20 protein-coding genes are annotated in these 23,660 nt (G+C 36.0%); 10 read left to right on the top strand and 10 right to left on the bottom strand.

The features are described from left to right. Window positions 1-6: 6 nt before the first annotated feature. The 3 genes from ZA07_RS03160 to ZA07_RS03150 all read right to left on the bottom strand — a co-directional run bounded on the left by ZA07_RS03160 (window position 7) and on the right by ZA07_RS03150 (window position 3,190). Window positions 7-1,035 carry a rod shape-determining protein gene (locus ZA07_RS03160; protein WP_053970281.1) on the bottom strand — a complete coding sequence of 343 codons (1,029 nt, stop codon included), beginning with the start codon at window positions 1,033-1,035 and terminating at the stop codon, window positions 7-9. Window positions 1,036-1,089: 54 nt separating this feature from the next. Then, window positions 1,090-2,622, bottom strand: coding sequence for a bifunctional phosphoribosylaminoimidazolecarboxamide formyltransferase/IMP cyclohydrolase (purH, locus tag ZA07_RS03155; RefSeq protein WP_053970280.1), 1,533 nt, complete (start codon window positions 2,620-2,622; stop codon window positions 1,090-1,092). Window positions 2,623-2,734: 112 nt separating this feature from the next. Next, entirely contained in the window at window positions 2,735-3,190 is a 456-nt protein-coding gene (locus tag ZA07_RS03150; RefSeq protein ID WP_053970279.1) for a GAF domain-containing protein, read from the bottom strand. An 87-nt stretch (window positions 3,191-3,277) separates the two neighbouring features. Here ZA07_RS03150 and xrtF point away from each other — a divergent pair, with 87 nt between their 5' ends. From xrtF to ZA07_RS03135, 3 genes are all read left to right on the top strand, one after another. Next, window positions 3,278-3,832: an exosortase family protein XrtF gene (gene xrtF / locus ZA07_RS03145; protein WP_082316499.1), complete on the top strand. Its 555-nt coding sequence runs from the start codon at window positions 3,278-3,280 to the stop codon at window positions 3,830-3,832. Beyond that, window positions 3,825-4,259, top strand: coding sequence for an exosortase F system-associated protein (locus tag ZA07_RS03140; protein WP_053970278.1), 435 nt, complete (start codon window positions 3,825-3,827; stop codon window positions 4,257-4,259). The genes xrtF and ZA07_RS03140 overlap by 8 nt, the downstream gene beginning before the upstream one ends. An 89-nt stretch (window positions 4,260-4,348) precedes the next feature. Then, window positions 4,349-4,963, top strand: a complete 615-nt coding sequence (locus tag ZA07_RS03135; protein ID WP_053970277.1) for a hypothetical protein — start codon at window positions 4,349-4,351, stop codon at window positions 4,961-4,963. Between the two features lie 267 nt (window positions 4,964-5,230). Here the strand turns inward: ZA07_RS03135 and ZA07_RS03130 are convergent, their stop codons facing one another. Next, window positions 5,231-7,615, bottom strand: a complete 2,385-nt coding sequence (locus ZA07_RS03130; RefSeq protein WP_053970276.1) for a hypothetical protein — start codon at window positions 7,613-7,615, stop codon at window positions 5,231-5,233. A gap of 285 nt (window positions 7,616-7,900) precedes the next feature. Between ZA07_RS03130 and ZA07_RS03125 the strand changes: the two genes are divergently transcribed. The 7 genes from ZA07_RS03125 to ZA07_RS03095 all read left to right on the top strand — a co-directional run bounded on the left by ZA07_RS03125 (window position 7,901) and on the right by ZA07_RS03095 (window position 17,441). Then, entirely contained in the window at window positions 7,901-9,385 is a 1,485-nt protein-coding gene (locus tag ZA07_RS03125) for a sodium/pantothenate symporter (protein WP_053970275.1), read from the top strand. Further along, window positions 9,378-10,883, top strand: a complete 1,506-nt coding sequence (locus tag ZA07_RS03120) for a class I adenylate-forming enzyme family protein (protein ID WP_053970274.1) — start codon at window positions 9,378-9,380, stop codon at window positions 10,881-10,883. Before ZA07_RS03125 ends, ZA07_RS03120 begins: the two co-directional genes overlap by 8 nt. Before the next feature lie 77 nt (window positions 10,884-10,960). Next, entirely contained in the window at window positions 10,961-11,830 is an 870-nt protein-coding gene (locus ZA07_RS03115; protein ID WP_197276693.1) for an alpha/beta fold hydrolase, read from the top strand. Further along, window positions 11,827-13,257, top strand: a complete 1,431-nt coding sequence (locus ZA07_RS03110; protein WP_053970272.1) for a hypothetical protein — start codon at window positions 11,827-11,829, stop codon at window positions 13,255-13,257. Before ZA07_RS03115 ends, ZA07_RS03110 begins: the two co-directional genes overlap by 4 nt. 139 nt (window positions 13,258-13,396) lie before the next feature. Beyond that, on the top strand, window positions 13,397-15,883 hold the full coding sequence (locus ZA07_RS03105) for a TonB-dependent receptor (protein WP_053970271.1): 2,487 nt from the start codon (window positions 13,397-13,399) through the stop codon (window positions 15,881-15,883). A gap of 12 nt (window positions 15,884-15,895) precedes the next feature. Then, window positions 15,896-16,678, top strand: coding sequence for an alpha/beta fold hydrolase (locus ZA07_RS03100; RefSeq protein ID WP_053970270.1), 783 nt, complete (start codon window positions 15,896-15,898; stop codon window positions 16,676-16,678). Then, window positions 16,671-17,441 carry a 3-hydroxybutyrate dehydrogenase gene (locus ZA07_RS03095; protein WP_053970269.1) on the top strand — a complete coding sequence of 257 codons (771 nt, stop codon included), beginning with the start codon at window positions 16,671-16,673 and terminating at the stop codon, window positions 17,439-17,441. Before ZA07_RS03100 ends, ZA07_RS03095 begins: the two co-directional genes overlap by 8 nt. A gap of 159 nt (window positions 17,442-17,600) precedes the next feature. Here the strand turns inward: ZA07_RS03095 and ZA07_RS03090 are convergent, their stop codons facing one another. The 6 genes from ZA07_RS03090 to ZA07_RS03065 form a co-directional block, all read right to left on the bottom strand. After that, complete coding sequence (locus ZA07_RS03090) at window positions 17,601-18,659, bottom strand: SO2930 family diheme c-type cytochrome (RefSeq protein WP_053970268.1); 1,059 nt, start codon at window positions 18,657-18,659, stop codon at window positions 17,601-17,603. A gap of 63 nt (window positions 18,660-18,722) precedes the next feature. After that, window positions 18,723-19,985: a parallel beta-helix domain-containing protein gene (locus ZA07_RS03085; protein ID WP_082316497.1), complete on the bottom strand. Its 1,263-nt coding sequence runs from the start codon at window positions 19,983-19,985 to the stop codon at window positions 18,723-18,725. Between the two features lie 230 nt (window positions 19,986-20,215). Further along, window positions 20,216-21,847, bottom strand: a complete 1,632-nt coding sequence (gene groL, locus ZA07_RS03080; RefSeq protein ID WP_053970266.1) for a chaperonin GroEL — start codon at window positions 21,845-21,847, stop codon at window positions 20,216-20,218. 23 nt (window positions 21,848-21,870) lie between these two features. Then, window positions 21,871-22,146: a co-chaperone GroES gene (gene groES / locus ZA07_RS03075; protein ID WP_053970265.1), complete on the bottom strand. Its 276-nt coding sequence runs from the start codon at window positions 22,144-22,146 to the stop codon at window positions 21,871-21,873. Between the two features lie 147 nt (window positions 22,147-22,293). Next, window positions 22,294-22,650 (bottom strand): preprotein translocase subunit SecG, encoded by a 357-nt coding sequence (gene secG, locus ZA07_RS03070; protein WP_053970264.1) that lies wholly within the window; start codon window positions 22,648-22,650, stop codon window positions 22,294-22,296. 6 nt (window positions 22,651-22,656) lie between these two features. After that, window positions 22,657-23,658 (bottom strand): hypothetical protein, encoded by a 1,002-nt coding sequence (locus tag ZA07_RS03065; RefSeq protein WP_053970263.1) that lies wholly within the window; start codon window positions 23,656-23,658, stop codon window positions 22,657-22,659. Window positions 23,659-23,660 lie beyond the last annotated feature (2 nt).

Below are 23,660 nucleotides of genomic sequence, written 5' to 3'. Positions count from 1 at the left end.
CCTATGCTATTTTATCAAGACGCTTTTGTATTTCGGTAAATTTTTTAAAGTGATACCTGTTCCTCTTACTACTGCTCTTAACGGATCTTCCGCAATGTAAACGGGTAAATCTGTTTTTTGGGAAAGACGTTTGTCTAGTCCTCTTAGCATAGATCCTCCACCAGCAAGGTAGATTCCGGTATTATAGATATCGGCAGCCAACTCTGGAGGTGTTTGGGAAAGTGTTTCCATAACGGCATCCTCAATCCTCAAAATAGACTTGTCTAAAGCCTTGGCTATTTCTCTATACGAAATTTGTACCTGTTTTGGTTTACCAGTTAGTAAATCTCTACCTTGAACACTCATTTCTTCTGGCGGTAGTTCAAGATCTTCAGTTGCGGCTCCAATTTGGATTTTAATCTTTTCTGCCGTACGCTCTCCCACATACAAGTTATGTTGGGTACGCATGTAGTAGATGATGTCATTGGTGAAAACATCACCAGCAATTTTTACTGATTTATCACAAACGATTCCTCCTAATGCAATAACGGCTATTTCGGTTGTTCCCCCTCCAATATCTACAATCATGTTTCCTTTAGGCTGCATGATGTCAACACCTATACCTATAGCAGCTGCCATAGGTTCGTGAATCAAATAAACCTCTTTGCCATTAACGCGTTCGGCGCTTTCTTTTACAGCTCTCATTTCCACCTCAGTAATACCAGAAGGAATACAAATGACCATGCGAAGTGCCGGTGTGAACAATTTTTTCTTTAGAGCAGGAATGTTCTTGATGAACATACTTATCATTTGCTCTGAAGCCTCAAAATCTGCAATAACACCATCCTTCAGCGGCCTGATAGTTTTGATGTTTTCATGGGTTTTTCCTTGCATCATACTGGCCTCTTTTCCGGCAGCAATAATTTTTCCAGAAACCCTATCTCGAGCAACAATAGATGGGCTATCGACAACTACCTTGTCATTATGGATAATCAGTGTGTTAGCAGTACCTAAATCTATAGCAATTTCCTCAGTTAGGAAGTCAAAAAATCCCATTCGCTTATTGTAGTTTTTGAGGTTTAAAAATCAAATCTTGTAAATGTAATAAAATTAATGTTTAAAATGACGGGTTCCAGTAAATACCATCGCGACATTGTTTTCATTACAATAATCGATACTTAATTGATCTTTGATAGAGCCTCCAGGTTGAATGACTGCAGTAATACCAGCGTTATCTGCTATTTCAACACAATCAGGGAACGGGAAAAAAGCATCGCTTGCCATAACCGACCCTTTTAATTCAAAATTAAAAGATTGGGCTTTGTGAATGGCTTGATTTAAAGCATCAACACGACTGGTTTGTCCAGTTCCGCTAGCGCATAACTGCTTGTTTTTGGCTAAAACAATAGTGTTTGATTTGGTGTGTTTGCAAATCTTTGATGCGAAAATTAAATCTTCCAATTCTGTTTTTGAAGGTTTGTTATTTGTTACTTCGGTTAAATCTTCCAAAGAATCCGTAATGTTATCTCTATCTTGAACTAGAACACCATTTAAACAACTTCTAACGGTTGTTTGTGGTAATTCAATATCATTTAAGATTAATAATATACGGTTCTTTTTGCTTTTTAGGATGTCAAGGGCTTCCTCAGAGAAAGAAGGAGCAATAACTACTTCGCAAAAAAGAGAATTGATTTCTTCAGCAGTCTCTTGATCAATTTCAGAATTACTGATTAAAATACCTCCAAAAGCTGAAACAGGATCCCCTGCTAGGGCATCTATATAAGCCTGTTTGGTTGTTTCTCTTTGAGCTAAACCACAGGCGTTGTTGTGTTTTAAAATAGCAAAAGTTGGAGCTTCACCTTCAAACTCTTTAATCAAAGTTACGGCTGCATCTACATCTAAAAGGTTGTTGTAACTCAACTCTTTTCCATGAAGTTTTGTAAACATGGCATCAAAATCCCCAAAGAAGAATCCTTTTTGATGAGGGTTTTCTCCATAACGTAAAACCTGTCCTTTGGTTTCGCTTATTTTTAAAGTGGGAATCTCATGATTTTTATTGAAATAATTGAAGATGGCAGAGTCGTAATGAGACGAAACATTAAAAGCTTTGGCAGCAAAATGTTTACGGTCTTCTTCTGAGGTTTCCCCATTTTTTTCTTTCAACAATTCTAAAAATTCTGCATAATCTTCCATGGAAGAAAGGCAAACCACATCAGCGTAATTTTTGGCGGCTGCACGTATTAAAGAAATACCTCCGATATCAATTTTCTCAATAATATCTTGATGGTCTGCTCCTGAAGCAACTGTTTTCTCAAATGGATATAAATCAACAATAACCAAATCGATTTGCGGAATCTCAAAATCAGCAAGCTCTTTAATGTCTGAGGAATTGGATTGTCTGTTTAAAATCCCTCCAAAAATTTTAGGGTGAAGGGTCTTTACACGACCACCCAAAATAGAAGGGTATGAAGTGACATCCTCAACAGGCACTACATCTATTCCTAAATCTTTAATGAAGGTTTCAGTCCCTCCAGTAGAATAAATAGTAACTCCTTGGTCATTTAATTGTCTTACGATGGGTTCTAAACCATCTTTAGAAAATACAGAAATTAAGGCCGATTTAATCGTTTTGCTATTGCTCATTTTTGAAGTGTTGTAAATAAGGGGCAAAAATAACTATTTCAGCCCGAAAAATGATAGCAAAACAACTAAAAATGAACAGGAATTTTAGCTGAAAAACGAAAGCGGTTTACAATTATAGAATGGCAGCTACTTCCTTGCAGACAAACTCTAAAAATCTCTCATCCTCTGAAGTAAATGGATCTGGAGTATTAGAGTCAATGTCTATTTGCCCAATATTTTCTCCATCTACAAAAATCGGGATAACAATTTCAGCTTTTACAGTGATGCTACAAGCAATATAATTGTCTTGAGCCGAAACATCTGGTACTACAAAATTTTGGTTTGATACGGCTACTTGACCACATATTCCTTTTCCAAAAGGGATGATGGTGTGGTCTGTTGGGTCACCTACATAAGGGCCTAACTTTAATTCTTCTTTATCTCCATTTTTGAAATAAAAACCAACCCAATTGTAATATGGAACATTTTCTTCTAGAAGCTTGCAAATATTCAAAAGGCGTTCATCTAAAGATGAGGTTTCATCCCGAACAATCAATTCTACTTGTGGCTTAAGACCTTCCAAACTCATAATTCAAACTTTTTGCCAAAAGTATTTAAAAAGGCATGAGTACTGAGAATCATTTTGTATAAATTTAACACAGAAAAAATTATTTGATTGAAATCCCTATTAAAAAAGTATCGGGCGGTTATTGTGTTTATGCTTACCTTTTTGCTGGTCTATGCGGTACTTACCTTTACGTATAAATTTTATTTACAATGGTCTACGGGAAATATCTATTATCCCGATTACCTAACTCATTTGGTTGCTGAACAGAGTGCTGATTTATTGAGGTGCCTTGGGTATGAGGTGCAAATGGTTCCGCATTCAGAAGAGCCTACCATTAAATTTATTGTCAATGGAAAATATCTTGCTAGAATTGTAGAGGGGTGCAATTCTATCAGTGTGATTATTTTGTTTATTTCTTTTATAATCGCATTTAGGGGAGGTTGGAAAACAACATTTTTGTATGGGTTGTTGGGTAGCGTTTTGGTGTATGTGGCCAATTTGTTTAGAATTGCCTTACTGTCTATTGGTTTGTATCACTACCCTTGGCGATCTGAAATTTTACATGAGGTAATATTTCCTGCCATTATCTATGGTTTGGTATGTTTATTATGGATTTTATGGGTGAATCGGTTTTCTAATTTAAGTAAGACAAAAAATGACTAGGTTTTTGCAGTTATTTTCGGTTTTCGTATTAGTCATTTTATTGGTGTTGATTAGGTATTTTGAAGATCAGCTCTTCTATGATCCTTACCTTACATTTTTTAAGAATGATTACTTATACATAGATTCTCCAAGAAGGGAAACTTTAAGGTTAGTATTGTCGACAACTTTAAGATTTACACTAAACACCATAATTTCTTTGGGAATTATCTGGGTTCTTTTTAAAGACTGGGGTGCGGTAAAGTTTTCAGCAGTTTTATATGGGGTAGCCTATGTTTTATTGATGATGTTGTTCTTGTATTTTGTGGTCAACCCAAGACGGGAGGATTACTATTTGTTTTTTAATGTGCGCAGGTTTCTTATTCAGCCAATAATTCTCTTAATTCTTATCCCTGCGTTTTATTACCAAAGGCTTCAGGTTAAAGTTTGATTTTTTGTAAATCTTAATATGGGTTTCTGTTGGAAATTTTTACCTGACCATGTATTTTTGGTTGATTAACTAATCAACCAAACTATTATATGAAAACATTACCTACTCTAATTGCTTACTTTTCTTTTGTTTTAATCTCATTTGCCCAAACGGACTTAATCCTTTCTGTTGATGGGGAAGAGTTTGAAGTTAATTTAAATGAAACGTATCACCTAAAAATTAATGGGAAGGATTCGGAAGTGCTATTAAAAGAAAAGGATACATTGCTATTCAAGGACAGTAAGTTTAAATTTAAACATATTAAGAACCATAAAATAACGCAGTCAAAAATAGAAGAAGGGGTTATTCAAATAATGATGTTTACGGCTATGGGTTCTGGAGTTTTAGTTCAAAAATATGAGTCTTTTGATCCCAATATGCTGAAAGAAATGATGCTGAATGAAGTTATAAAGGAGAGTGTGAGCTATGGTTATAAAATGAAACGAGAGGATTATGAAAAGGAGCTTTCAGATGGTGTTAAGTTGAAAGTTTTGAAGGCTGTATTGGAGTATAAGGGTGAAATAGAAACTTACGAAGTTGCTTCCTACAGCGGAAAAAGAGATGAAGGCCTATTGTTTGTTACTATAAATCTGGATAGTATGGGAGAAGAAGAAGGTGCCGATATGATTGGTTTAATGTGGGATACCTTGATTTTAGTTCCATGATTTTAGTTAAATTATAGCCAAAGAAAATATCAACGAATGGATTTCTAGCTACTTTTATTGTGTCGTATTAAAGACATTAATTATGGGACAATCAAAGCCTAAAGCTAAGCCTTCTGCTGCTCCAAAAGCGGCTCCAAAGAAAGCTCCACAAGCTACTGCAAAGAAGAAGTAGTTTGTGTATTTAGCTCAATGTAATTGAGCATTAAAACAGAAAAAGAAAAGACATGCCACCCCTTAGGGTGGCATTTATATTTTATATATGGTCGTTTATTCGGAACCTTCCCCAAGTGGACGGATGGTAATTTCTTTGGTTTGGGAAATGAGCATGCCATTACTGCCCATACCCTGAATGTATAATTCATAACCGGGATCATAATTGGGCAAATCAATAGAAAATTCCCCTAACTCATTAAAGGTGATATCAGGAATCCAATGCAAGACGCTGTAATCCCTAAAGTTTGACTCTCTTGAAGTGTTGTAAAACGGAGAATGGTATTTTTCAGGGATTGAGAATCCAAAGCTTAATACGGACGAATTGAATGTTTCCTTGTTCTTTTTTCTAGTGGTAATACTTTTTTTAGTGAAGATGTTGATGCTACCTCCCAAACCTCCAAAAACATCTGCTTGACGGGACACGTAGATTTCGTCAATATCACTAACAAGTAAATTTGGGAGTATGGTCATGTCACTAGCATCTAGTCTTCTATTGTCCATGTAAATAGCAGGTTGGTTTCTTCCTGCAAATCCAATAGCTCTTCTGGAAGATATTATCACATTCGTACCTTGGTAACTTATATCAAATCCTTGATCTCGTATGATATCAATGACCCTAGAAAATGGGTCATATCTATTCTCTAGATCTACATACTTCCCATTAAACCCTTTTCTGTAAATTTCATTTTTTGGTTTGTATTCTTTTTTGGTTGATAAGCTAACAGTGTCAAGCTGCGTTGTTTTGGGATCTATTAGAAAGGAATCTGGGAAACTAATAGCGTGTTTTTCTTTGAATAGGTTATTGTGACTTGGTGGAACATCTAGATTGCCCGAATTTTTGGTGGGATAAACATTGTAATAAATTCCTTTTTTAAGGATTTCGCCTTTATCATTTTTTAAGCTAAGACCTATGTAGCTACTGTCCGATAAAAAGAGATTATCAAAAGAGAAGTAATGGTCTTTGTCCAATTCTGAGCTGATCATTAATTCGTTTTCATGAGAGAACAAGAGAACTTCATTGTAATTTTTTTGTGGTTGTGTCAGTTTTCCTTTTATCTGTATTCCAGCTTCAAAAAAATGTTTGTCGTTTGGAGGGTAATTGAAAATATGGTTCCAGGAGTATTTACTCCAACCCTGGTTTAAAAGAAGTAGATCTAAATCATAAATGTTTTTTACGCTTTTTTCCTCAAAGTAATGAGCTGCATTTTCAAGGTGTCCTTCAATATAAGGTCTTAAAAGAAAGGCATAGGTGATATCCTCTTTAAGGTTATTTGCTTTTGAAAAACGAGGTAGGGCAGATATGCTCAATTGATAAAAGGCCTGATCATTATCTGTCTTTTTAAAATAAATCCTCGTTGAATCCCGCCCTTTTTCAATTTTACTGATGTCAACTGAATTAATCAGGTTGTTGGTAAAGTTAAATATGACGCGCTCCAGTATGGGTTTATTCTGGTCGTTAAACACAGTAATGATATTAGCACCATCCATGAGTTCTCGTATGTTTAGAAGAAAAGTGTATGAAAGCTTGTCAGCAGAAAAATTTACATCAACTCTTTTTTTAAAGCCATCACGGTGAATTAAGAAATAATAAGGCTTTTTTAATAAATTAGGAAGGGTAGCAGCGTTTGTTTGAATGGTGATATAAACAGTTTCCTTATTGTTGGAATGTGTTATTAAGTTAATTCCAAAAGGTTCGGCACGCGGTAGTTGTTTGGTTATTTTATGTCCGTCATCAAATAGAATTTCTGCCGTGTATGAAACATTGCTTTTCATTTCAAGCTGAAATTTTCCCATTCCGTAATCATTGCTATGGAAGGTCAATAGTATTTTTCCTGAAGAGTCCTTAATAAGACCGGAAGCAATTTTTTCTCCTTTCCCGTCTTGCCTCAGAACTTTGAATCCTATGGAGTTGGTTGCATTAGCAATGCAGTGACCTCCTTCGGGCAAAAACTGAAGATCATACTTGGGGAGTGATGTAAGACTGTTGGTGGTTTGGTTGACTTCCTCCCCAATAATTTGAAAAGCGGTCACGCTCGATTCAGGAATGTGAAAGTTTTTCATCCAATTGGTGGTGACCTTGAGGTAGTAATTGCCTGGTTCGAATTTGGATAGTTCTATGTTTCCATGCGAGCAACCATTCTCCGCATACCAGAGTTTTTTTGAAAGTAATTTCCCTTCCTCATCAAATATTTCAGTGTAAATATTGACAGTTGTGAGATAGGGGAGTTGTGTTTTAATGTTGTAAATGTAAGTTTTAAACCATAGAATTTCTGTAGGAAAAAAGAGGAGTTTGTTCACTTGAGTGTGGATAACCTCTTTGTCCAAAGAAAAATAATTAGAATAAGCCGATTCGGTTTGAAGTGTATTTGGTTTTTGTGCTAATAAAGTAGTTCCTAGGGATAAAAACAATATGGTTTTTGGGAGTATTGATTTTATCATGACTTTGGGTTTTAAGTAAAAATAGAGAATTGTAAAAAATATAAAAAAGAAAGCTGAAAATAATTATATGAATTTTATTACAAATTCCTTGGGTTTATAAAGACCTTTTAAAAAATTAAATGGGACTCAAAAATAAAAGTCACACCTTTGTTTTAGTCTTTAAAATAGGTATTTTATTGGGAATTAATTTAAAATAATTAAATAGTCACATAAAATATATGCGTTTAAGTGCTTTTTGTATGCATTTTAAGTTATATTTTGGTGGCACAAACTATTTAACTATTTATGGCTTCAACTACTATGTCTGCTTATATGTGGATACTTTTATCCATTTATGCAGCTGTAATTTTATTTTTTGTTATTAGAGGTGCAAGAAAAACCTCCAGTATTGCTGATTATGCCGTTGGTAATTTAGGGTTTCCTTCTTGGGTTGTGGGGCTCTCCCTTGCGGCTTCAATGACAAGTGCAGCTACGTTTATTATTAATCCGGGCTTTATTGCTTTGTACGGTATGTCTGGTGTCTTATCCTTTGGGGTTGTTTTTCCTTTGGCGGCATTAATTTCACTTATTGTTTTTACAAAAGGATATGCCAAATATGGTCAGTCGGTTAAGGCGACAACCATGGCCCAATGGATTGGAAAGCGATACAATAGCGATTCTTATAAGTTATTTTTTGGCGTGATTGCATTGCTGTTAATCACCTTTATTGTGTTAATTAATGTTGGGATTACGCAGGTAATTTCAAAATCCCTAAATGTTGAGCCTTTTTATGTTTTATTAGGAATCACCGTTTTTGTTTTTGGCTACATGATGTTTGGTGGAGCTAACTCCATGGTGTATACCAATACTATACAGGCTATTATTATGTTTATAGTGGCCTTGATTTTGGTCGGTTCTGGTTATGAGTATTTCTCTAATGGGATCTCAGGATTGTTAAATGATTTAAGTGCCATAGATCCTCAATTAGCAAAACCTACTAATGCTTCAAGTTTTCTGTTTAGGGACTATTTTGAAATTATATTCTGTCAAATAGTAATAGGAATTGCCGTCGTATGTCAACCACATATTATAACCAAATCACTTCTCTTAAAAGACCAGTCAAAAATTAATTCCTATTTATTTAGTGGTATTGTTTTTATGCTGGTTTTCTTTTCGGTAGTTATCGTTGGATTATATGCAAGGATGAGCTTTCCAGATCTTTCCGTGAATGGTGTCTCTTTAAAAATGGATGAAATAGTTCCAACTTATGTGGTACAAACATTTTCGGTAGGAGTAGGATTGGTTATTGTTGTTGGTTTAATATCTGCTGGATTATCTACTTTAGAAAGCTTAATTCAATCCCTGTCAATTACGATTACTTCAGATATTTTAAAGCCAATTTTAAAAGAAAGGATGCCTGAAAATACCATCATAGTTAATAAGCTAGTTGTTGTGGTTTTGGCCGTTGTAAGTTTTCTTTTTAGTTGGGCTCAAATAAAAAATCCTAATGTGAGTGTTGCCATTTTTGCCCAAAATGGGGTCTATGCCTATTTTGGAGCTGCTTTTGTGCCCGTGCTTTTTGGAACTTTCTTTAAAACAGTTTCTACACGTGCTGTTTTTATAGCAAGTATCGTATCGTTAGTTGTACATTTTGGTATTTATTATGGAAGGATTACGCCCTATATGCAAGAACCAGTGAACAATCCTGGAGTGTCTGCTGCAATAGGAATCGTTATCTCACTATGCGTGGGATTAATTATTAACAAAATAGATTCAAGAACAAATGGATAGATTGGATTGGATACGAAAATGGGCAGATTACACACCTAATAAAATAGCCCTTACCTCCTTTGAGCGAAATGAAACTTATTCATATGCCCAGTTGGATACCTATGCAGATCGATTGATTGATCGTTTTGTTGATATTGGTCTTTCTGAAGGCGATAGGGTGGCAGTCCTCTCAGAGCATTGTCTGGAATATATCGTTCTGTTTGTAGCATGTCAAAGAATGGGACTCATGCTTGTCCCTTTGAATTTCCGATTTTCCAATTCTGAATTAGCTAGATTAATAAAAGATTGTACTCCCAGTCTTATGGTTGTTTCAGACTCTCAAAAGGATAAATTACCAACGTTAGATATCTCAGATATTAAAGTGTTGTCCAGGGAGGTCATTCGAGAGATTTATATGAATCCTATTGGAGTTTGCCAAAGGGATTTACCAATCAAGGAAGAAAATCCGGTCTTTATTTTTTATACCTCTGGCACAACTGGTGCTCCAAAGGGTGTGTTGTATACAAACAAAATGATGTTTTGGAATAGTCTGAACACCTCCATGCAATTAGGGATAACATATAGAGATTCTACCATTAACTCCTTGCCACCATACCATACTTCGGGATGGAACATTTTTGTGACACCTTTACTGCATAAAGGAGGGCATATTTGTATGGTTGAAAAATTTGACCCTGAAAAGGTTCTAAGACTTTTAAGTATTTATGATACGACATTGTTCATGGCACTTCCAACCATGCTACTAATGATGCAAAAATCGCCAGTTTTTAAGGAGGTTGAATTGTCAAATTTGAGGTATATTATTTCTGGAGGAGAAACGGTCCCTAGTTCGATGGTCTCTTATTGGAAGGAAGAAAAGGGGATTCTAATAAGGCCGGGTTATGGATTAACCGAGGCAGGTCCCAGTATAACCTCTTTGCACCACAATATGATACTAACTAAACCAAATTCTATTGGGAAACCCAATTTTTATTTGGAATTGAAAATTTTAAATAAAAATGGCGAACAGGCCAAAACAAATGAAATTGGCGAGTTGTGTATTAAAGGAGAAGTAGTAACTCCAGGATATTGGAATAACTCTGTCAAAACCAAGAGTAAAATTAAAAATGGGTGGCTGCATACGGGCGACTTTGCTCACCGCGATGAGGATGGATTTTTGTATATCAAAGGAAGAAAGAATGATATGTATATTTCTGGAGGTGAAAATATTTATCCTCAAGAAATAGAAATGCATTTAGAACAAATAAAAGAGGTTAAGAAGGCCGTGGTTTTGAGTGTTGAAGATGAAAAATGGGGGCAATGTGGCTTAGCTTTTGTGGCTAAAATGGAAGGGAGCAATTTAAAAGTGGAAACTATAAAGAATTATTTAGATCAAACCTTAGTGTCTTTTAAGCATCCAAGGTCCATCTTTATCTTAGACGAAATTCCTTTGACAAGTTTGAGCAAGGTGTCCAGGAAGAAACTATTAAAATATTTGAAAACCATAAGCCAAGAGTGAAAATGTGTCGTCAATTTACGTTGTGTTTTATTATCGTTTGTAGTATGTATGTACAAGCCCAAAAAGCGTCAGGTAAGATGAAAGATATCTTAACCGCCTACTCATTTGACACCCAATATGTGTCTTTAGATTCAATGGAAATTGCTTATGTAAAGCAAGGTAACTCAGATAAAAATTTACTTTTTATTCACGGGCTAAGTAGTAATCTCGAGGCATGGTCAAATAACATTTCAAGACTTCAAGAGAATTATACCTGCTATGCTTTGGATTTGCCTGGTTTTGGTAAATCTAGCAAGGTTGACGCTCCCTATACGCCAAGTTTTTATGCAAAGGTAGTTCGTAGGTTTATGGAAAATCAAAAGTTAGATCATGTCATTTTGGTTGGTCACTCCATGGGAGGCCAGGCTGCCCTTAAATTTACTGAGTTGTATCCAGAGTTAGTTGAAAAGCTGATTTTGATAGCTCCTGCGGGAATAGAAACCTTTTCAGGTCAAGAGGCACAATTCTTAAAAAATGCTTTTACTGAAGATTTCGTGAGAAGTACATCCGAAGCGCAAATAGAAAAGAACTACGCTTTGAATTTTTACAAAGCTCCAAAGGAAGTTGAAATTATGATTGAGGACCGGAAAAATATTAGGGAAGCCTCAGATTTTTATCAGCATGTCCAGGCCATAGTGCGAAGTGTTCATGGTATGCTAGATGAACCGGTTTTTGATGATTTGAAGACTATTTCAAAACCAACTTTGGTCATTTTTGGTTCCAAGGATTATTTAATACCAAATAAATATTTGCATCCTAATTCAACTACCAAAGAGATAGGGCAGTTAGCAATAGAAAAAATTAAGGGAGCCCAATTGGAAATGGTTGACGAGGCGGGACATTTTGTTCAATTTGAAAAATCTGAAGAAGTCAATACCTTAATAAATTCATTTCTCCAAGAGCCATGAAAGTTAAGCTTAAAAAATTTACCGAATTCAATAAACAGTTACTTCCTAATGAAGCGAGATATTTAGCTTCCAAAGAGAATTTTCTGGACGCTGAAAAGAAGGCTATTTTTGATTTATTGATTAGTAATTGTTTAAATCAGACTGGGTTTGAAGAATTTGATGACTCTATTAACAAAAGAAAATACTCTTACATCAAGAATTGGGTGGAGAGGCGAATTAGAGCCATCGATGTAGATTTGACTCTGGAGTGGCTTATTGATTTAAAAAGGAAGATTTTAACGGATGCCATTACGGCTGATGATGAAGCTGAGTTTTTGGGATACTTGACACAATATAAGTCTATTGAGTTTAATTTTCAGACGTTGTATGATTTAGCCAGAGAATATAAGCCTTATTTATTGGTGAGAATGCGATATAATGATCATCAAATTGTTTCGCGATTTCTGGAGGAATTCAAAGGGGCCTATGAGCAATCCATGCAGGTAAAGGATAAATTATATCATGCTACCTCTGCCATAACCGATCAATACACCTTGAACAATCAAGAGACCAGTCATATGGAGTCATGGTTGATGGACATTTTTGAGAATGAAACCATAGATGGTAAAAATAGATATCAGGCCTTTGTTTTATTGGCCTTCATGTATACCAACTATGGAGAGAATCAAAAGCTAGAGATTTTATTCGAAAAAATAGATCGGTTTTTCAGCAATGGAATGATGTATTCCAAACGATTACTTTGTAATTATTATGCCAGTAGGGTTCTTTTGCATTCCAAAGAAGGGGATTTTAAAAAAGCAGAGTATTTTGGTTATCTCTCAGTGCGGTATGAGAATAATGATACCCTTATGTATGTCAATAATTTAGTGGCTATTTTATTAAGAGCTCATAAGGCGACAGAGGCTAGGCGATTACTGAATAAACATGTGAAATTATATCAAGAGACTCATAATTATCATCAAAAAATAGGATATGCGTCCTACCTGATTCGTACCTATATTGAATTAGGGAAAGCCGATTTGGCCATATCAACTGCTGAAATATTCCTTAAGAAATACAATGAAGATATTCTCAAGCATAGATGGCATCATTTTTTTACATCCTATGTCAGTGCTTTGGTATCTCAAGAAAAGTATGGAGAAGTTCTTAAAGTTTCCTCGAAGTATCATTTGGAAGAGCGAGAAAACGAAAGAAAGCTTAAAAATAATTATGTGCCTAATATTGCATGGAGTATTTCTTTATCACGCTTTATGGAGGGTAAAATTAGCTCTGAGGTGCTTTTGAAAGAAATTAAAGATCCTTTAGTTGATATTGAAGCGACTTCAAACCAAAAAGAATTGATGGCCAAAGTCATTGAAAAGCTCTCAAAAAATTTACCAGAAGCATTTGAGAAATTAAAGTCGCACGTTTTGTTTGTGTCCATTTAATGGGTGTTTTCAGTTGTTTTTTAGTTTAAAATCAAAGTGAATATAAAAAGTCACACGCCTACAGTTATTCTTTCAATCCCATTTTCTTTTTCAATACAATTAGATTGCGTGCACAAACTAATTTAATCAAGTTTTAACTATGAAAAAACTATGCTTTATTCTCATTTTTTTTAATTCCTTTTTGGCTCTAGCTCAAAGCGAGGGGGTTCTTGAAGGTAAAATTTTAGATAGCTCCAATGAGCCTCTATCAGGTGCATCGGTTTATATCGAATCGTTAAGGAAAGGAACCATGAGTGATTTTGATGGTAACTTTAAACTTAGTGAAATCCCAGAGGGAACTTATGAGGTTTCTATTTCTTTTGTGGGATATACCACAATCAAAGAACAAGTAACAATTATGTCTGGTCAAACAGTTACTTTAAACAAAACGCTAGAGGAATCTTCAAGTGTTTTAGATGAGGTTATCCTTACCGTTAACAAGCAACCTCAAAAGCTGACTGATGTTCCAGCTACCGTTAATGTGATTGATTCAAAAACCATTAAAGAATATTCAAGTTTTAATGTTGGGGAGTTAGCGGCTAGAGAGAAAGGTGTGGATTTTATTCGAAGCGGTGTCCTAGGTACAGGAATTAATATTCGTGGTTTTAATTCAGCTTTTAATTCTAAAAATTTACAAGTTACCGATGATCGTTTGTCTACATTGATTGCTACAGGTTTGCCGTTAGGAACATTTGCTACAGTTACAAAGGATGATATTGAGCGCGTTGAGATTCTATTAGGTCCAAACGGAACTCTTTATGGACCTAACGCTCATAATGGTTTGATAAGCACAATTACAAAGAATCCAAGAACTTCTGAAGGAACGACACTCGCTTTTGGAGGTGGAAATCAAAAAGTATTGTCCGCTAGGGTAAGACATGCGCAAGCGGTGAGTGATAAGTTCGCCTATAAAGTTCATTTTGAAAGGTCTCAAGGAGAAGATTTTAATTATGTTGATACAGTATATGTAGGAACTGAAGGTTATAAAGAATTAGGAATAGACTATGATTTCAATACTACAAAATATGGCACAGGATTATATTTTAAACCAGCTCCAGGATCTGAAATTATAGGATATTATGGACATAGTAATAACAATAATATCGCTATTACTAATGCCGGTAGAAATTTAATAAAGGACTGGACTATCGATGTAGCTCAGTTAAAATACGTGTCAAAACATGTTTTTGCCAATACGTACTACACTTGGAGTAATACAGAGGATACCTATGCTATGAACCAAAGAACACAAAATTATGTGTCTTTCATAAATAACGGGTTTTCAGAAGAAGAGGCTTTGGAGCGCTCTTATACTGAACAATGGTTTCCAACAGGACCTGGAACTGGAGTGGCATTACAAAGAGGGGCTGTTTTTAAGGATGCTTCTCGTAGATTTAATGCTGAAGCCCAGTATAACAACAATTGGAATCAATTTTATTTAACTGCGGGTGGTCAATACCAGCTGGATATGGCTGACTCTAAAGGGACTTATTTATTGGATCAGGACGGAAGTATTGATATCGCCCAATTAGGTTTCTATGGTCAAGTTGAATACCGACTTGAGGATTCTGGATGGAATTTCTTATTTGCAGCTAGAGTTGATAACCATGATTTATATGGCTCCAATTTTATTCCAAAGGCAGCTATTACTAAGAAAATTAACGCTGGAACCTTCAGATTAACATATGGTAGAGGTATTGCGGTACCTTCAATCTTAAACTTGAAAGGTAACCTGTTTGGTGGCTTGGTTTTAGGTAATGGAGAAGGCTTTACGCTGAGTGATGGTTCTACAATAGACAAATTACAAGTTGAAACTATCAATTCATATGAATTAGGGTTCAAAGGGAAGTTATCTAAAAAGATGTTTATTGATGTAAGTGCTTACTACAACCAATCTGATAATTTCATTAGTCCACTAAGAAATATTGCAGATGCAGCAAATGGAAAATTCGTAACCCATATTGGTGACCAACCTATAGGTGATGTGGTTGAAGGGTCAGACGGGTCCTTTGTACTTACGTATTTGAATTTTGGTCATGTAGATACCTATGGACTGGACTTGGGATTAAACTATTACTTATCTGATCAATGGAGAACCTCTTTAAATTATTCTTATTTCGGACGTCATTTGGATAAAAATGATATGAATAATGATGGAAACTTAGATGGTGTTGTATTGGAAACAGAACTTCCTGTAAATACTCCAGAGCATAAGGCTGGTTTAGGGTTACATTATTCTGGTAAAAAGTTTTACGGGACCATTTTTGGAAACTGGACTCAAAAATATGATTTCTTCTCTGGCATCAATATAGCTGCTGAAACTCAAGATTTAAATGGTGATGGGGTTAATGATGTTATTGAAAATGCACAAAATGGAAGAACATGGAATTACGGGCAATTGGGTGGATTTACAGTTGATGCAAATGTTGGTTATTATATCACAGATAATTTTACAGCAGGCGCAAGTGTTACCAACTTATTTAATGCCGAAGTAAGACAATTTGTGGCTTCTCCAGCGATGCAGACACTGGTTTCTTTTGAGTTGAAATATACCATAGACTTTTTCAAGAAAAATAAGAACCAGTAAACCAAATTGAAAATGCCCAAAGTAAATGTAAATAATATTGAGTTGGATTACCTTGATCAAGGTCAAGGTAGTCCCATCATATTACTTCACGGTCTGGGTTCCACCAAACAAGATTGGGATGCTCAGGTGCCATTTTTCTCTAAAGAGTTTAGAGTTTTGGTGCCAGATTTAAGAGCCCATGGAAATACTACAATTCCAAACGAGGATTACGGAGTCTCATTTATGGTTGAGGATGTCAAACAACTCATGGATGAGTTACAAATTGAACATGCTCATTTTGTAGGATTTTCAATGGGAGGTGCCGTTGCTTTTCAAATGGCGGTTTCGCATCCAGAGTATGTGGATAAAATGGTGATTGTTAATAGTGGACCAGATTTTAATGGGATGGGGCAAATTGGAGACGATTTGATAAGTCATCGAACCGAATTTTTGAGAACAAGGGGCTTGGACGAATTAGCTGCTGAAATCTCATACAACATGTTTCCTGAGGAAGATCAAAAGGAGATGCGAATGATTTTTGAAAAGCGTTGCAAGGAAAATCATCCTAAGGCCTATGAAAAATCTTTTTTGACATTGATGTCCTGGGGACTAGGTGAAGATTTGAAAAAAATAGATCATGCTACCTTGGTTATAGCCTCTGATATGGATTACACCTCTGTGGATTTTAAGAAGGAGTATGTTTCCAGAATGGCGAATGCACGTTTGGAGATTATTGAAAATTCTAGACATGGAGTAGTTATGGATCAGTCGCTAGCATTTAATCAAACTTTGTACAATTTTTTGAAAAATGAATAAAGTCGTTTTAATAACTGGTAGCACCAGTGGCATCGGATTGGGAATTGCTAAGCATTTTGCAATTCATGGCTATGATATTATGTTTCATGGTTTAGAAGAAAATGGACAGGAAATTGCTGATGAAATAGGTGAAGCTCATAATATAAATGTGGCATTTTCCAATGCGAATCTGATGGATCCTAGCAGTATTGAAGGATTGATATCGGATACAGTTAAGTTGTTGGGAGGAATTCATGTTTTGATAAATAATGCGGGAATTCAATTTGTATCGCCAATCGATGAATTTCCAAATGACAAATATGAGTCTATTATTTCAATTAACATGAATGCGTCCTTTTATGCGTCTAAAGCGGCATGGACATTTTTTAAAAAGCAGAAATTTGGTAGAATTATCAATGTATCTTCAGTTCATGGTTTAAGAGCTTCAGAGTTTAAGGTTGCTTATATTGCTGCCAAACATGGGGTAATAGGAATGACCAAGGTTTTGGCTCTCGAAGGAGCTCCTTATAACATAAACTGTAATGCTATTTGTCCCGGGTATGTGAAAACGCCTTTAGTAGAAAATCAAATTAAAGATCAAGCCAAGGCTCATAATCTTTCAGAAGAAGAAGTGGTCTCAAAGGTCATGTTAAAGAAACAAGCTGTTAAAGAGTTTGTGCCTATTCAGGCTATTGCAGATACGGCATTGCTTTTGGCTAAGGAGTCCTCATCCACAATCACTGGTGCATCATTCGCCCTTGATGGTGGTTGGAGCGCTCAATAAGAAATAAAGAATTAATTTTTGAATTAGTTTAATTGTAAGCGTTTTAAGTTGCCTAACTGTTTTGAGTTAGGCAACTTTTTTATGATTTGTTTCGTTTCAAATTCCTAATAGAAGGGCCTTTAATGGACTATGGCTTTTTTAAACTTAGCATTCGTTCAATCAAAGACTATTAATCCACTCCTCAATAAGTGCGACACCTTCATTATGAATCAATTCCCTACCTATCTCTGGCATTCTAATGTCAATCTCGCTGGAATTTATTCGGTATAAGAGGATCGATTCCGAAGCATTTCCGGGTTCAATGACATATGTAAAGCCTCCAGACCCGCTCCCAGCTGCTACCGGTGTTTTATAAATACCAAGGCTTAAAGGGTTTTCATTAAAATAGCCCAAGTAAAGCCCAGAGTTATTGGCAGCTCCCCCCGCTGAATGACACGACGAACAATTCACCGCAAGATATGCTCTGGCTCGTTCATTTAAATCTGCTGTGGTATCTTCAAACTTAGGCCATGACGGGATGTTTGTATTGGTAGGAGCCTCCAAGATCCCCAGATTGGCCCAATGGGTTATTTGATTTTCGGTATTTGAACCATAGTTGAAGTCTTTGTTTAAGTTATGTATTCTAGGGCCTATGGCTTCTATTTTTCCGTTGTTTCCATGACAGATAATACACTGGTTTTCGTTGGGAATTGAATAATTGAAAGTTTGTTGTATGTCATTAATAGTGATAGTAACATTTTTTGTGCCACCTACAACTGAATGATAAGCTTCGGTTTGTGAATCGTTCCATTTATAGGTCGCGGGTTCCCAGCTAGAGGCTGTTTTTATTAATAATCGTGTTTCAATAATATGATCTTCACCATCTAGGTTATAATAAAAATTCTTTATCAAAACAGAGCCGGTGGGGAAGTTTAGAACTTCCGTATCATTATAAGCGATTGTTTTTCCTTCTGGGACATATACAAATCGCTTTTTAAGGGCATAGTCGCTAAATAGCGGTGTGTTGAGGTCAAATGGAATGATTCCATCTTCAGTATTAGGTTTTAAATTTTTAAGGTCTCCGAGAAAAAAATTATATTCAGAAAGGGTGTTGAACGGAGTCTCTGAAGGTATATTCACACCTGATGTTGGGATTTCCACATAGTCATCTGAAGTGCTGCAGGCAAAAAATAACATGCCCATAATACCCATAAATAGATATTTTAAATGTAAACTCATAATTAATATTTAAATGGTTCAAAAGTACAGCCTTTGGAAGGCCGTACTTTTGAATGATTGATGTTAAAATTCTTCAAATTCCACATGTGGCAATGGATCTGGGCTGCAATCGTGGGGTGATGTATCCATAGTGAAAGATTCAAACGTAGGGTCTACTGCGGCATTTAGGTTTATGAAGCTAGGGTCTGTGGCTTCTTGAAGGCAAACATCTGTAGGTTGCATCAAGATGCCATCCAGCAGAATATTAGGATAACCGGTTAGTTGGAACAATTGCATTAATGCTTGGGCTAAAGCGGGTTGATTGGGATTAACAGTTCCTGACATGGTATACGAGTTCTCATGAATACTCAGACCTTGTGGAAATGGATTAAATGTTGGGTCCTGTGGATTTGGATTTACCATTAAATAGCTAGCAACAAGTAAATTGGTGAAATTGTTGTCGACTAAAGCATTGTTGAAAATCTCCACATTTTTGGTACTTAATACCATGATACCTGTTCCGGCCGGTACATTACCGATAATATTGCCTTCGGGAGCAAAATTACTGCGGTTATTATCGTGAATATTATTGTCGAAGACCCTTGTGCCACTACCGCTTTGGGTTAGACCGGGAAGATCAAATACCAAAATACCTCCTGTATTGTCAAATACATCATTATCAAATACATCGGCATTGGTTGTGTTCTCAATTTCGATTCCTCCAACATTTCCTTCGGCCACAGTGTTTTTAACAATTACATTGTTAGATTGACCCACATAAATACCCGAATCTGATGCGCCATAGGCATAACAATTGTCAATATATACATCATCACATAATACGGGATATAAGCCGTAAGCACCATTATTAGAACTGGGTTCGCCAGACCATACGGTGGCTACATTTACAAAGCTAACCTTGGTACATTCCCTTGTTTTGAGCGCGTCACCAACCGCGTCTTTTATAGTAAGATCTTCAAATCGGATACTAGTGGAGTTTTCTACTAGAATACCTTCCCCTCCAGAGTTTTGAGCGCTAAAATCCAAGTAAGTTTGGTTTCTTCCAGCTCCCTTGATGATTATTTCATCTTTGCCTGTCATAGAAAGACTGCCGGTGAAATTAAAGGTTCCGGCTTCAAAAAGGATCGTTTGACCTGATTCAACTTCAATAAATACATCTAAGGCTTCATTTTGAGCATTAGCTCCAGGAGATATGGTTATGACGTTTGAAGGTGAAGTGGGGAAATAATCATTGTTGTCGTCGTCATTACTGCAAGAAGTAATTATTAAGGTAAAGCACATGACTTTACTCACTGTCGAAAATAATTTTTTAATAGTTTGATACATAGCTTTGGTTTTTAAGAATTGTTAGTACATTTTATTAATAACCAAGGTTGTAAAAAACTATTAATAGGTGTTCCTGATTCCTCTATGCTATGTGAATTTGGATGTCCAACGATAATTTCGGACTTATAATTTCGGTTGTTTTCCTGATATTGAAAGTGTATAAATGCAGAGAGGACCTTGAATTTTCAAGGCCCTCTCTTGTTTATGAAGCTAATATGATTGTAATTATATTACATCATACCTGGCATGCCGCCACCTCCCATTGGAGGCATTGCAGGCTCATCTTCTTTGATGTCTACCAGTGCGCATTCTGTTGTTAATATCATTCCAGAAACAGAGGCAGCATTTTCAAGAGCAATACGGGTCACCTTTTTAGGGTCAATAATTCCCGCTTCAAACATGTCTACATATTTCTCATTCTTGGCATCGTATCCAAAATCTTTTTCTCCTTCCAGTACTTTGTTGATTACTACAGATCCTTCTCCTCCTGCGTTTTCAACAATAGTTCTTAAAGGTGCTTCAATGGCTTTATTTACAATTTGAACACCTGTTGTTTCGTCTAGGTTTTCGGTTGTTAATGATTCAAGAACTTTTTTAGCTCTAACCAAGGCAACACCACCACCAGCAACAATACCTTCTTCTACAGCAGCTCTTGTAGCATGTAAAGCATCATCAACACGGTCTTTTTTCTCTTTCATCTCAACTTCACTTGCAGCACCAACATAAAGAACAGCTACACCTCCAGCTAACTTAGCTAAACGTTCTTGTAGTTTTTCTTTATCATAGTCTGAAGTAGTGGTTTCTATTTGAGCTTTGATCTGGTTCACTCTTCCTTTAATGTCTTCAGGGTTTCCAGCACCGTTAACAATTGTTGTATTGTCTTTATCAATGGTAACGGTTTCTGCAGTTCCTAACATGCTTAAGTCAGCATTCTCAAGAGAAAATCCTCTTTCTTCAGAAATTACAGTTCCTCCAGTTAAAATAGCGATGTCCTCTAACATGGCTTTTCTTCTATCGCCAAATCCAGGAGCCTTCACTGCAGCGATTTTTAAACCACCTCGTAATTTGTTAACAACCAATGTAGCCAAAGCTTGACCTTCTACATCTTCAGAGATGATTAATAAAGGACGACCTGACTGTGCAACTGGTTCAAGAATTGGAAGAATTTCTTGTAGGTTAGAGATTTTCTTATCGAATAAAAGGATGTATGGGTTGTCTAATTCGGCAACCATTTTATCTGCATCGGTAACAAAATAAGGAGAAAGATATCCTCTGTCAAACTGCATACCTTCTACAACATCTACATACGTATCAGTTCCTTTAGCTTCTTCAACAGTAATAACACCTTCTTTGCCTACTTTACCAAAAGCTTTCGCGATTAATTCACCAATGGTATCATCATTATTAGCTGAAATGGCAGCTACTTGTTGTATTTTTTCTGAAGAATTTCCAACTTTTTTAGCTTGAGATTCTAAATCGGCAGTAATGGCTTCAACCGCCTTGTCAATTCCGCGTTTTAAATCCATAGGATTAGCTCCTGCTGCCACATTTTTCAAACCTTCTTTGACGATTGCTTGAGCTAAGACAGTAGCTGTAGTAGTACCATCTCCGGCTAAGTCATTAGTTTTAGAAGCTACTTCCTTAACCATTTGAGCTCCCATGTTTTCAAGAGCGTTTTCTAATTCAATTTCTTTTGCAACAGAAACCCCATCTTTAGTTACTTGTGGAGCTCCAAAACTTTTGCTTATGATTACATTACGACCTTTAGGTCCTAAAGTTACTTTTACAGCGTCTGCCAATGCGTCAACACCACGTCTTAATCCGTCGCGTGCTTCAATGTCAAATTTAATATCTTTTGCCATGTTGTATTTTAATTTTTAGTAGATTAAACAATTGCGAAAATGTCGCTTTCACGCATAATCAAATAGTCCTTACCGTCCAATTTAAGTTCCGTTCCAGAATATTTTCCATATAGAACAGTGTCTCCAACTTGAACAGTCATGGGCTCGTCTTTAGTGCCTTTACCAACAGCAACCACTTTGCCCTTTTGTGGTTTCTCTTTTGCGTTATCAGGAATGATGATTCCCGCAGCTGTTTTAGTTTCAGCTTCAACAGGTTCTACAAGAACTCTGTCTGCTAAAGGTTTAATGTTTAATGCCATATGTTTAAAATTTAATTTTAATAATTATTGTTTTGGGAGAAGCTAAAAATATGCCAATGCCAAAGGACTGACAAAATTTCATTTACTATAATTTGAGGTATAAAAAAAGCCAACCTATTGGTTGGCTCTTTAAAATATTTTTAAAGATTACTTTGTAGAATCTTGTGCTGTAGTTGTTGCGTTTTCTGCTGGAGCAGGAACATCTGGGGTGGTAACTGGCTGAGTCGTTGTTGCTGGGTCTAATGCTTTTGATTCATTAGATTGAGCTCCTCTGTGAATGGTAACATTAGATAATAGAATCAATGCCAACATCACTCCGGCCAACGTCCAAGTACTTTTGTCCAAGAAGTCCGATGTTTTTTTAACTCCTCCCAATTGTTGGGTTCCACCACCACCAAAAGAAGAAGAAAGTCCGCCTCCTTTGGGGTTTTGTACCATAATCACTACGACTAATAAAAAGGCTACTACAACAATTAGTACTAAAAATATTGTGAACGTACTCATCTTAAATTATTTATTTTGTTCTTGTAATTTTTCTACTGCTTTAATTTGGTCTGCAAAGAAACCACTTTTTTCTGGATATTTCAAACTTAAAATTTTATAAGATTGAATTGCCTTTTTATAGTTTTTTTGCTCTAAATAAATTCGGGCTAAGGTTTCTGTCATCAAGGCGTCAGGTTGTAGAATACTTTCCTCAGCCAAGTTTTTGTTTTTACCTGTAGATTTCTCTGGGGAAATCTTAGGATTGATAGAAATAAACTTGTCTATAAGAGCAAATTTCCTTTTTCTATCCGTTTCTGTTTCATCCGTTTTAGTTGAAACTTCCTTCGGTTGTTCCTTTTTTTCTGAAGAATCCATTTTGTCTGACTCCTCATTTCTTTCAATAGGTTGGTAAGAGGTTAGTTTTAACCATTCATTGAAAGAGTGGGTTTCTTTTGCGTCAAACTCTAATGGCTTTCCGATGTTTAGAATATCAATTGAAGTCCTTTCCTCTTCAATTTCTGAGATATTTTCCTCAGTGTCGTTTAAAGAAGTATCACTTTTTGATTCTGTAATTTCCTCAGTTTTGTCCAATTCAAAATAGGCAATAGGAGCCTTTTTGATTTTGGGCTGAAACAAATCGGGGTCCAAGACATCTTTGGTGTCTTCAATATGTTTTTTTAACTCTGGGTCGTCAGAAACTTTTTTATCTACCGAAATGTCATCAGCATCAACATCCATTTCTTTGAGATAAATAGTATTTTGTTTGATGGACTTGGAAATTTCATTTTGCTGAAAATCTTCCGAAGTAATAAAATCAAACAAGATACTTCTGTCTGTTGTATAGGCGGCTGTTGTTTTTAACTCTTGATTGTATTTGAAGCTTTCGTCGTCTTTTAAAGCTTTTAGATAAAGTGCTCTGGCAGGTTGAAAGTAGGGGAAAGCATCAATAATGGCACGAATTCCGTCCACATCTGCAGAAGAAATGTCCTGCGGATGTTGTAAAATATTATGGAATTCGGCTCGATTCATAA

The organism is Mangrovimonas sp. ST2L15 (assembly GCF_001280515.1).
Lineage (GTDB): Bacteria > Bacteroidota > Bacteroidia > Flavobacteriales > Flavobacteriaceae > Mangrovimonas > Mangrovimonas futianensis.
Note: the sequence above shows the minus strand (reverse complement) of the source record. Positions and strands in the feature narration are given on the sequence as shown.

What these genes read in the sequence shown, in the direction of transcription:
- ZA07_RS03110 (WP_053970272.1), top strand. Translation starts at nt 11,827, where the DNA reads ATGAAAGTTAAGCTTAAAAAATTTACCGAATTCAATAAACAGTTACTT.
- ZA07_RS03065 (WP_053970263.1), bottom strand. Translation starts at nt 23,658, where the DNA reads ATGAATCGAGCCGAATTCCATAATATTTTACAACATCCGCAGGACATT.
- ZA07_RS03160 (WP_053970281.1), bottom strand. Translation starts at nt 1,035, where the DNA reads ATGGGATTTTTTGACTTCCTAACTGAGGAAATTGCTATAGATTTAGGT.
- ZA07_RS03115 (WP_197276693.1), top strand. Translation starts at nt 10,961, where the DNA reads ATGAAAGATATCTTAACCGCCTACTCATTTGACACCCAATATGTGTCT.
- ZA07_RS03095 (WP_053970269.1), top strand. Translation starts at nt 16,671, where the DNA reads ATGAATAAAGTCGTTTTAATAACTGGTAGCACCAGTGGCATCGGATTG.
- ZA07_RS03085 (WP_082316497.1), bottom strand. Translation starts at nt 19,985, where the DNA reads ATGTATCAAACTATTAAAAAATTATTTTCGACAGTGAGTAAAGTCATG.
- ZA07_RS03135 (WP_053970277.1), top strand. Translation starts at nt 4,349, where the DNA reads ATGAAAACATTACCTACTCTAATTGCTTACTTTTCTTTTGTTTTAATC.
- ZA07_RS03130 (WP_053970276.1), bottom strand. Translation starts at nt 7,615, where the DNA reads ATGATAAAATCAATACTCCCAAAAACCATATTGTTTTTATCCCTAGGA.
- ZA07_RS03140 (WP_053970278.1), top strand. Translation starts at nt 3,825, where the DNA reads ATGACTAGGTTTTTGCAGTTATTTTCGGTTTTCGTATTAGTCATTTTA.
- ZA07_RS03105 (WP_053970271.1), top strand. Translation starts at nt 13,397, where the DNA reads ATGAAAAAACTATGCTTTATTCTCATTTTTTTTAATTCCTTTTTGGCT.
- groL (WP_053970266.1), bottom strand. Translation starts at nt 21,847, where the DNA reads ATGGCAAAAGATATTAAATTTGACATTGAAGCACGCGACGGATTAAGA.
- ZA07_RS03125 (WP_053970275.1), top strand. Translation starts at nt 7,901, where the DNA reads ATGGCTTCAACTACTATGTCTGCTTATATGTGGATACTTTTATCCATT.
- ZA07_RS03090 (WP_053970268.1), bottom strand. Translation starts at nt 18,659, where the DNA reads ATGAGTTTACATTTAAAATATCTATTTATGGGTATTATGGGCATGTTA.
- secG (WP_053970264.1), bottom strand. Translation starts at nt 22,650, where the DNA reads ATGAGTACGTTCACAATATTTTTAGTACTAATTGTTGTAGTAGCCTTT.
- ZA07_RS03120 (WP_053970274.1), top strand. Translation starts at nt 9,378, where the DNA reads ATGGATAGATTGGATTGGATACGAAAATGGGCAGATTACACACCTAAT.
- ZA07_RS03150 (WP_053970279.1), bottom strand. Translation starts at nt 3,190, where the DNA reads ATGAGTTTGGAAGGTCTTAAGCCACAAGTAGAATTGATTGTTCGGGAT.
- groES (WP_053970265.1), bottom strand. Translation starts at nt 22,146, where the DNA reads ATGGCATTAAACATTAAACCTTTAGCAGACAGAGTTCTTGTAGAACCT.
- ZA07_RS03100 (WP_053970270.1), top strand. Translation starts at nt 15,896, where the DNA reads ATGCCCAAAGTAAATGTAAATAATATTGAGTTGGATTACCTTGATCAA.
- purH (WP_053970280.1), bottom strand. Translation starts at nt 2,622, where the DNA reads ATGAGCAATAGCAAAACGATTAAATCGGCCTTAATTTCTGTATTTTCT.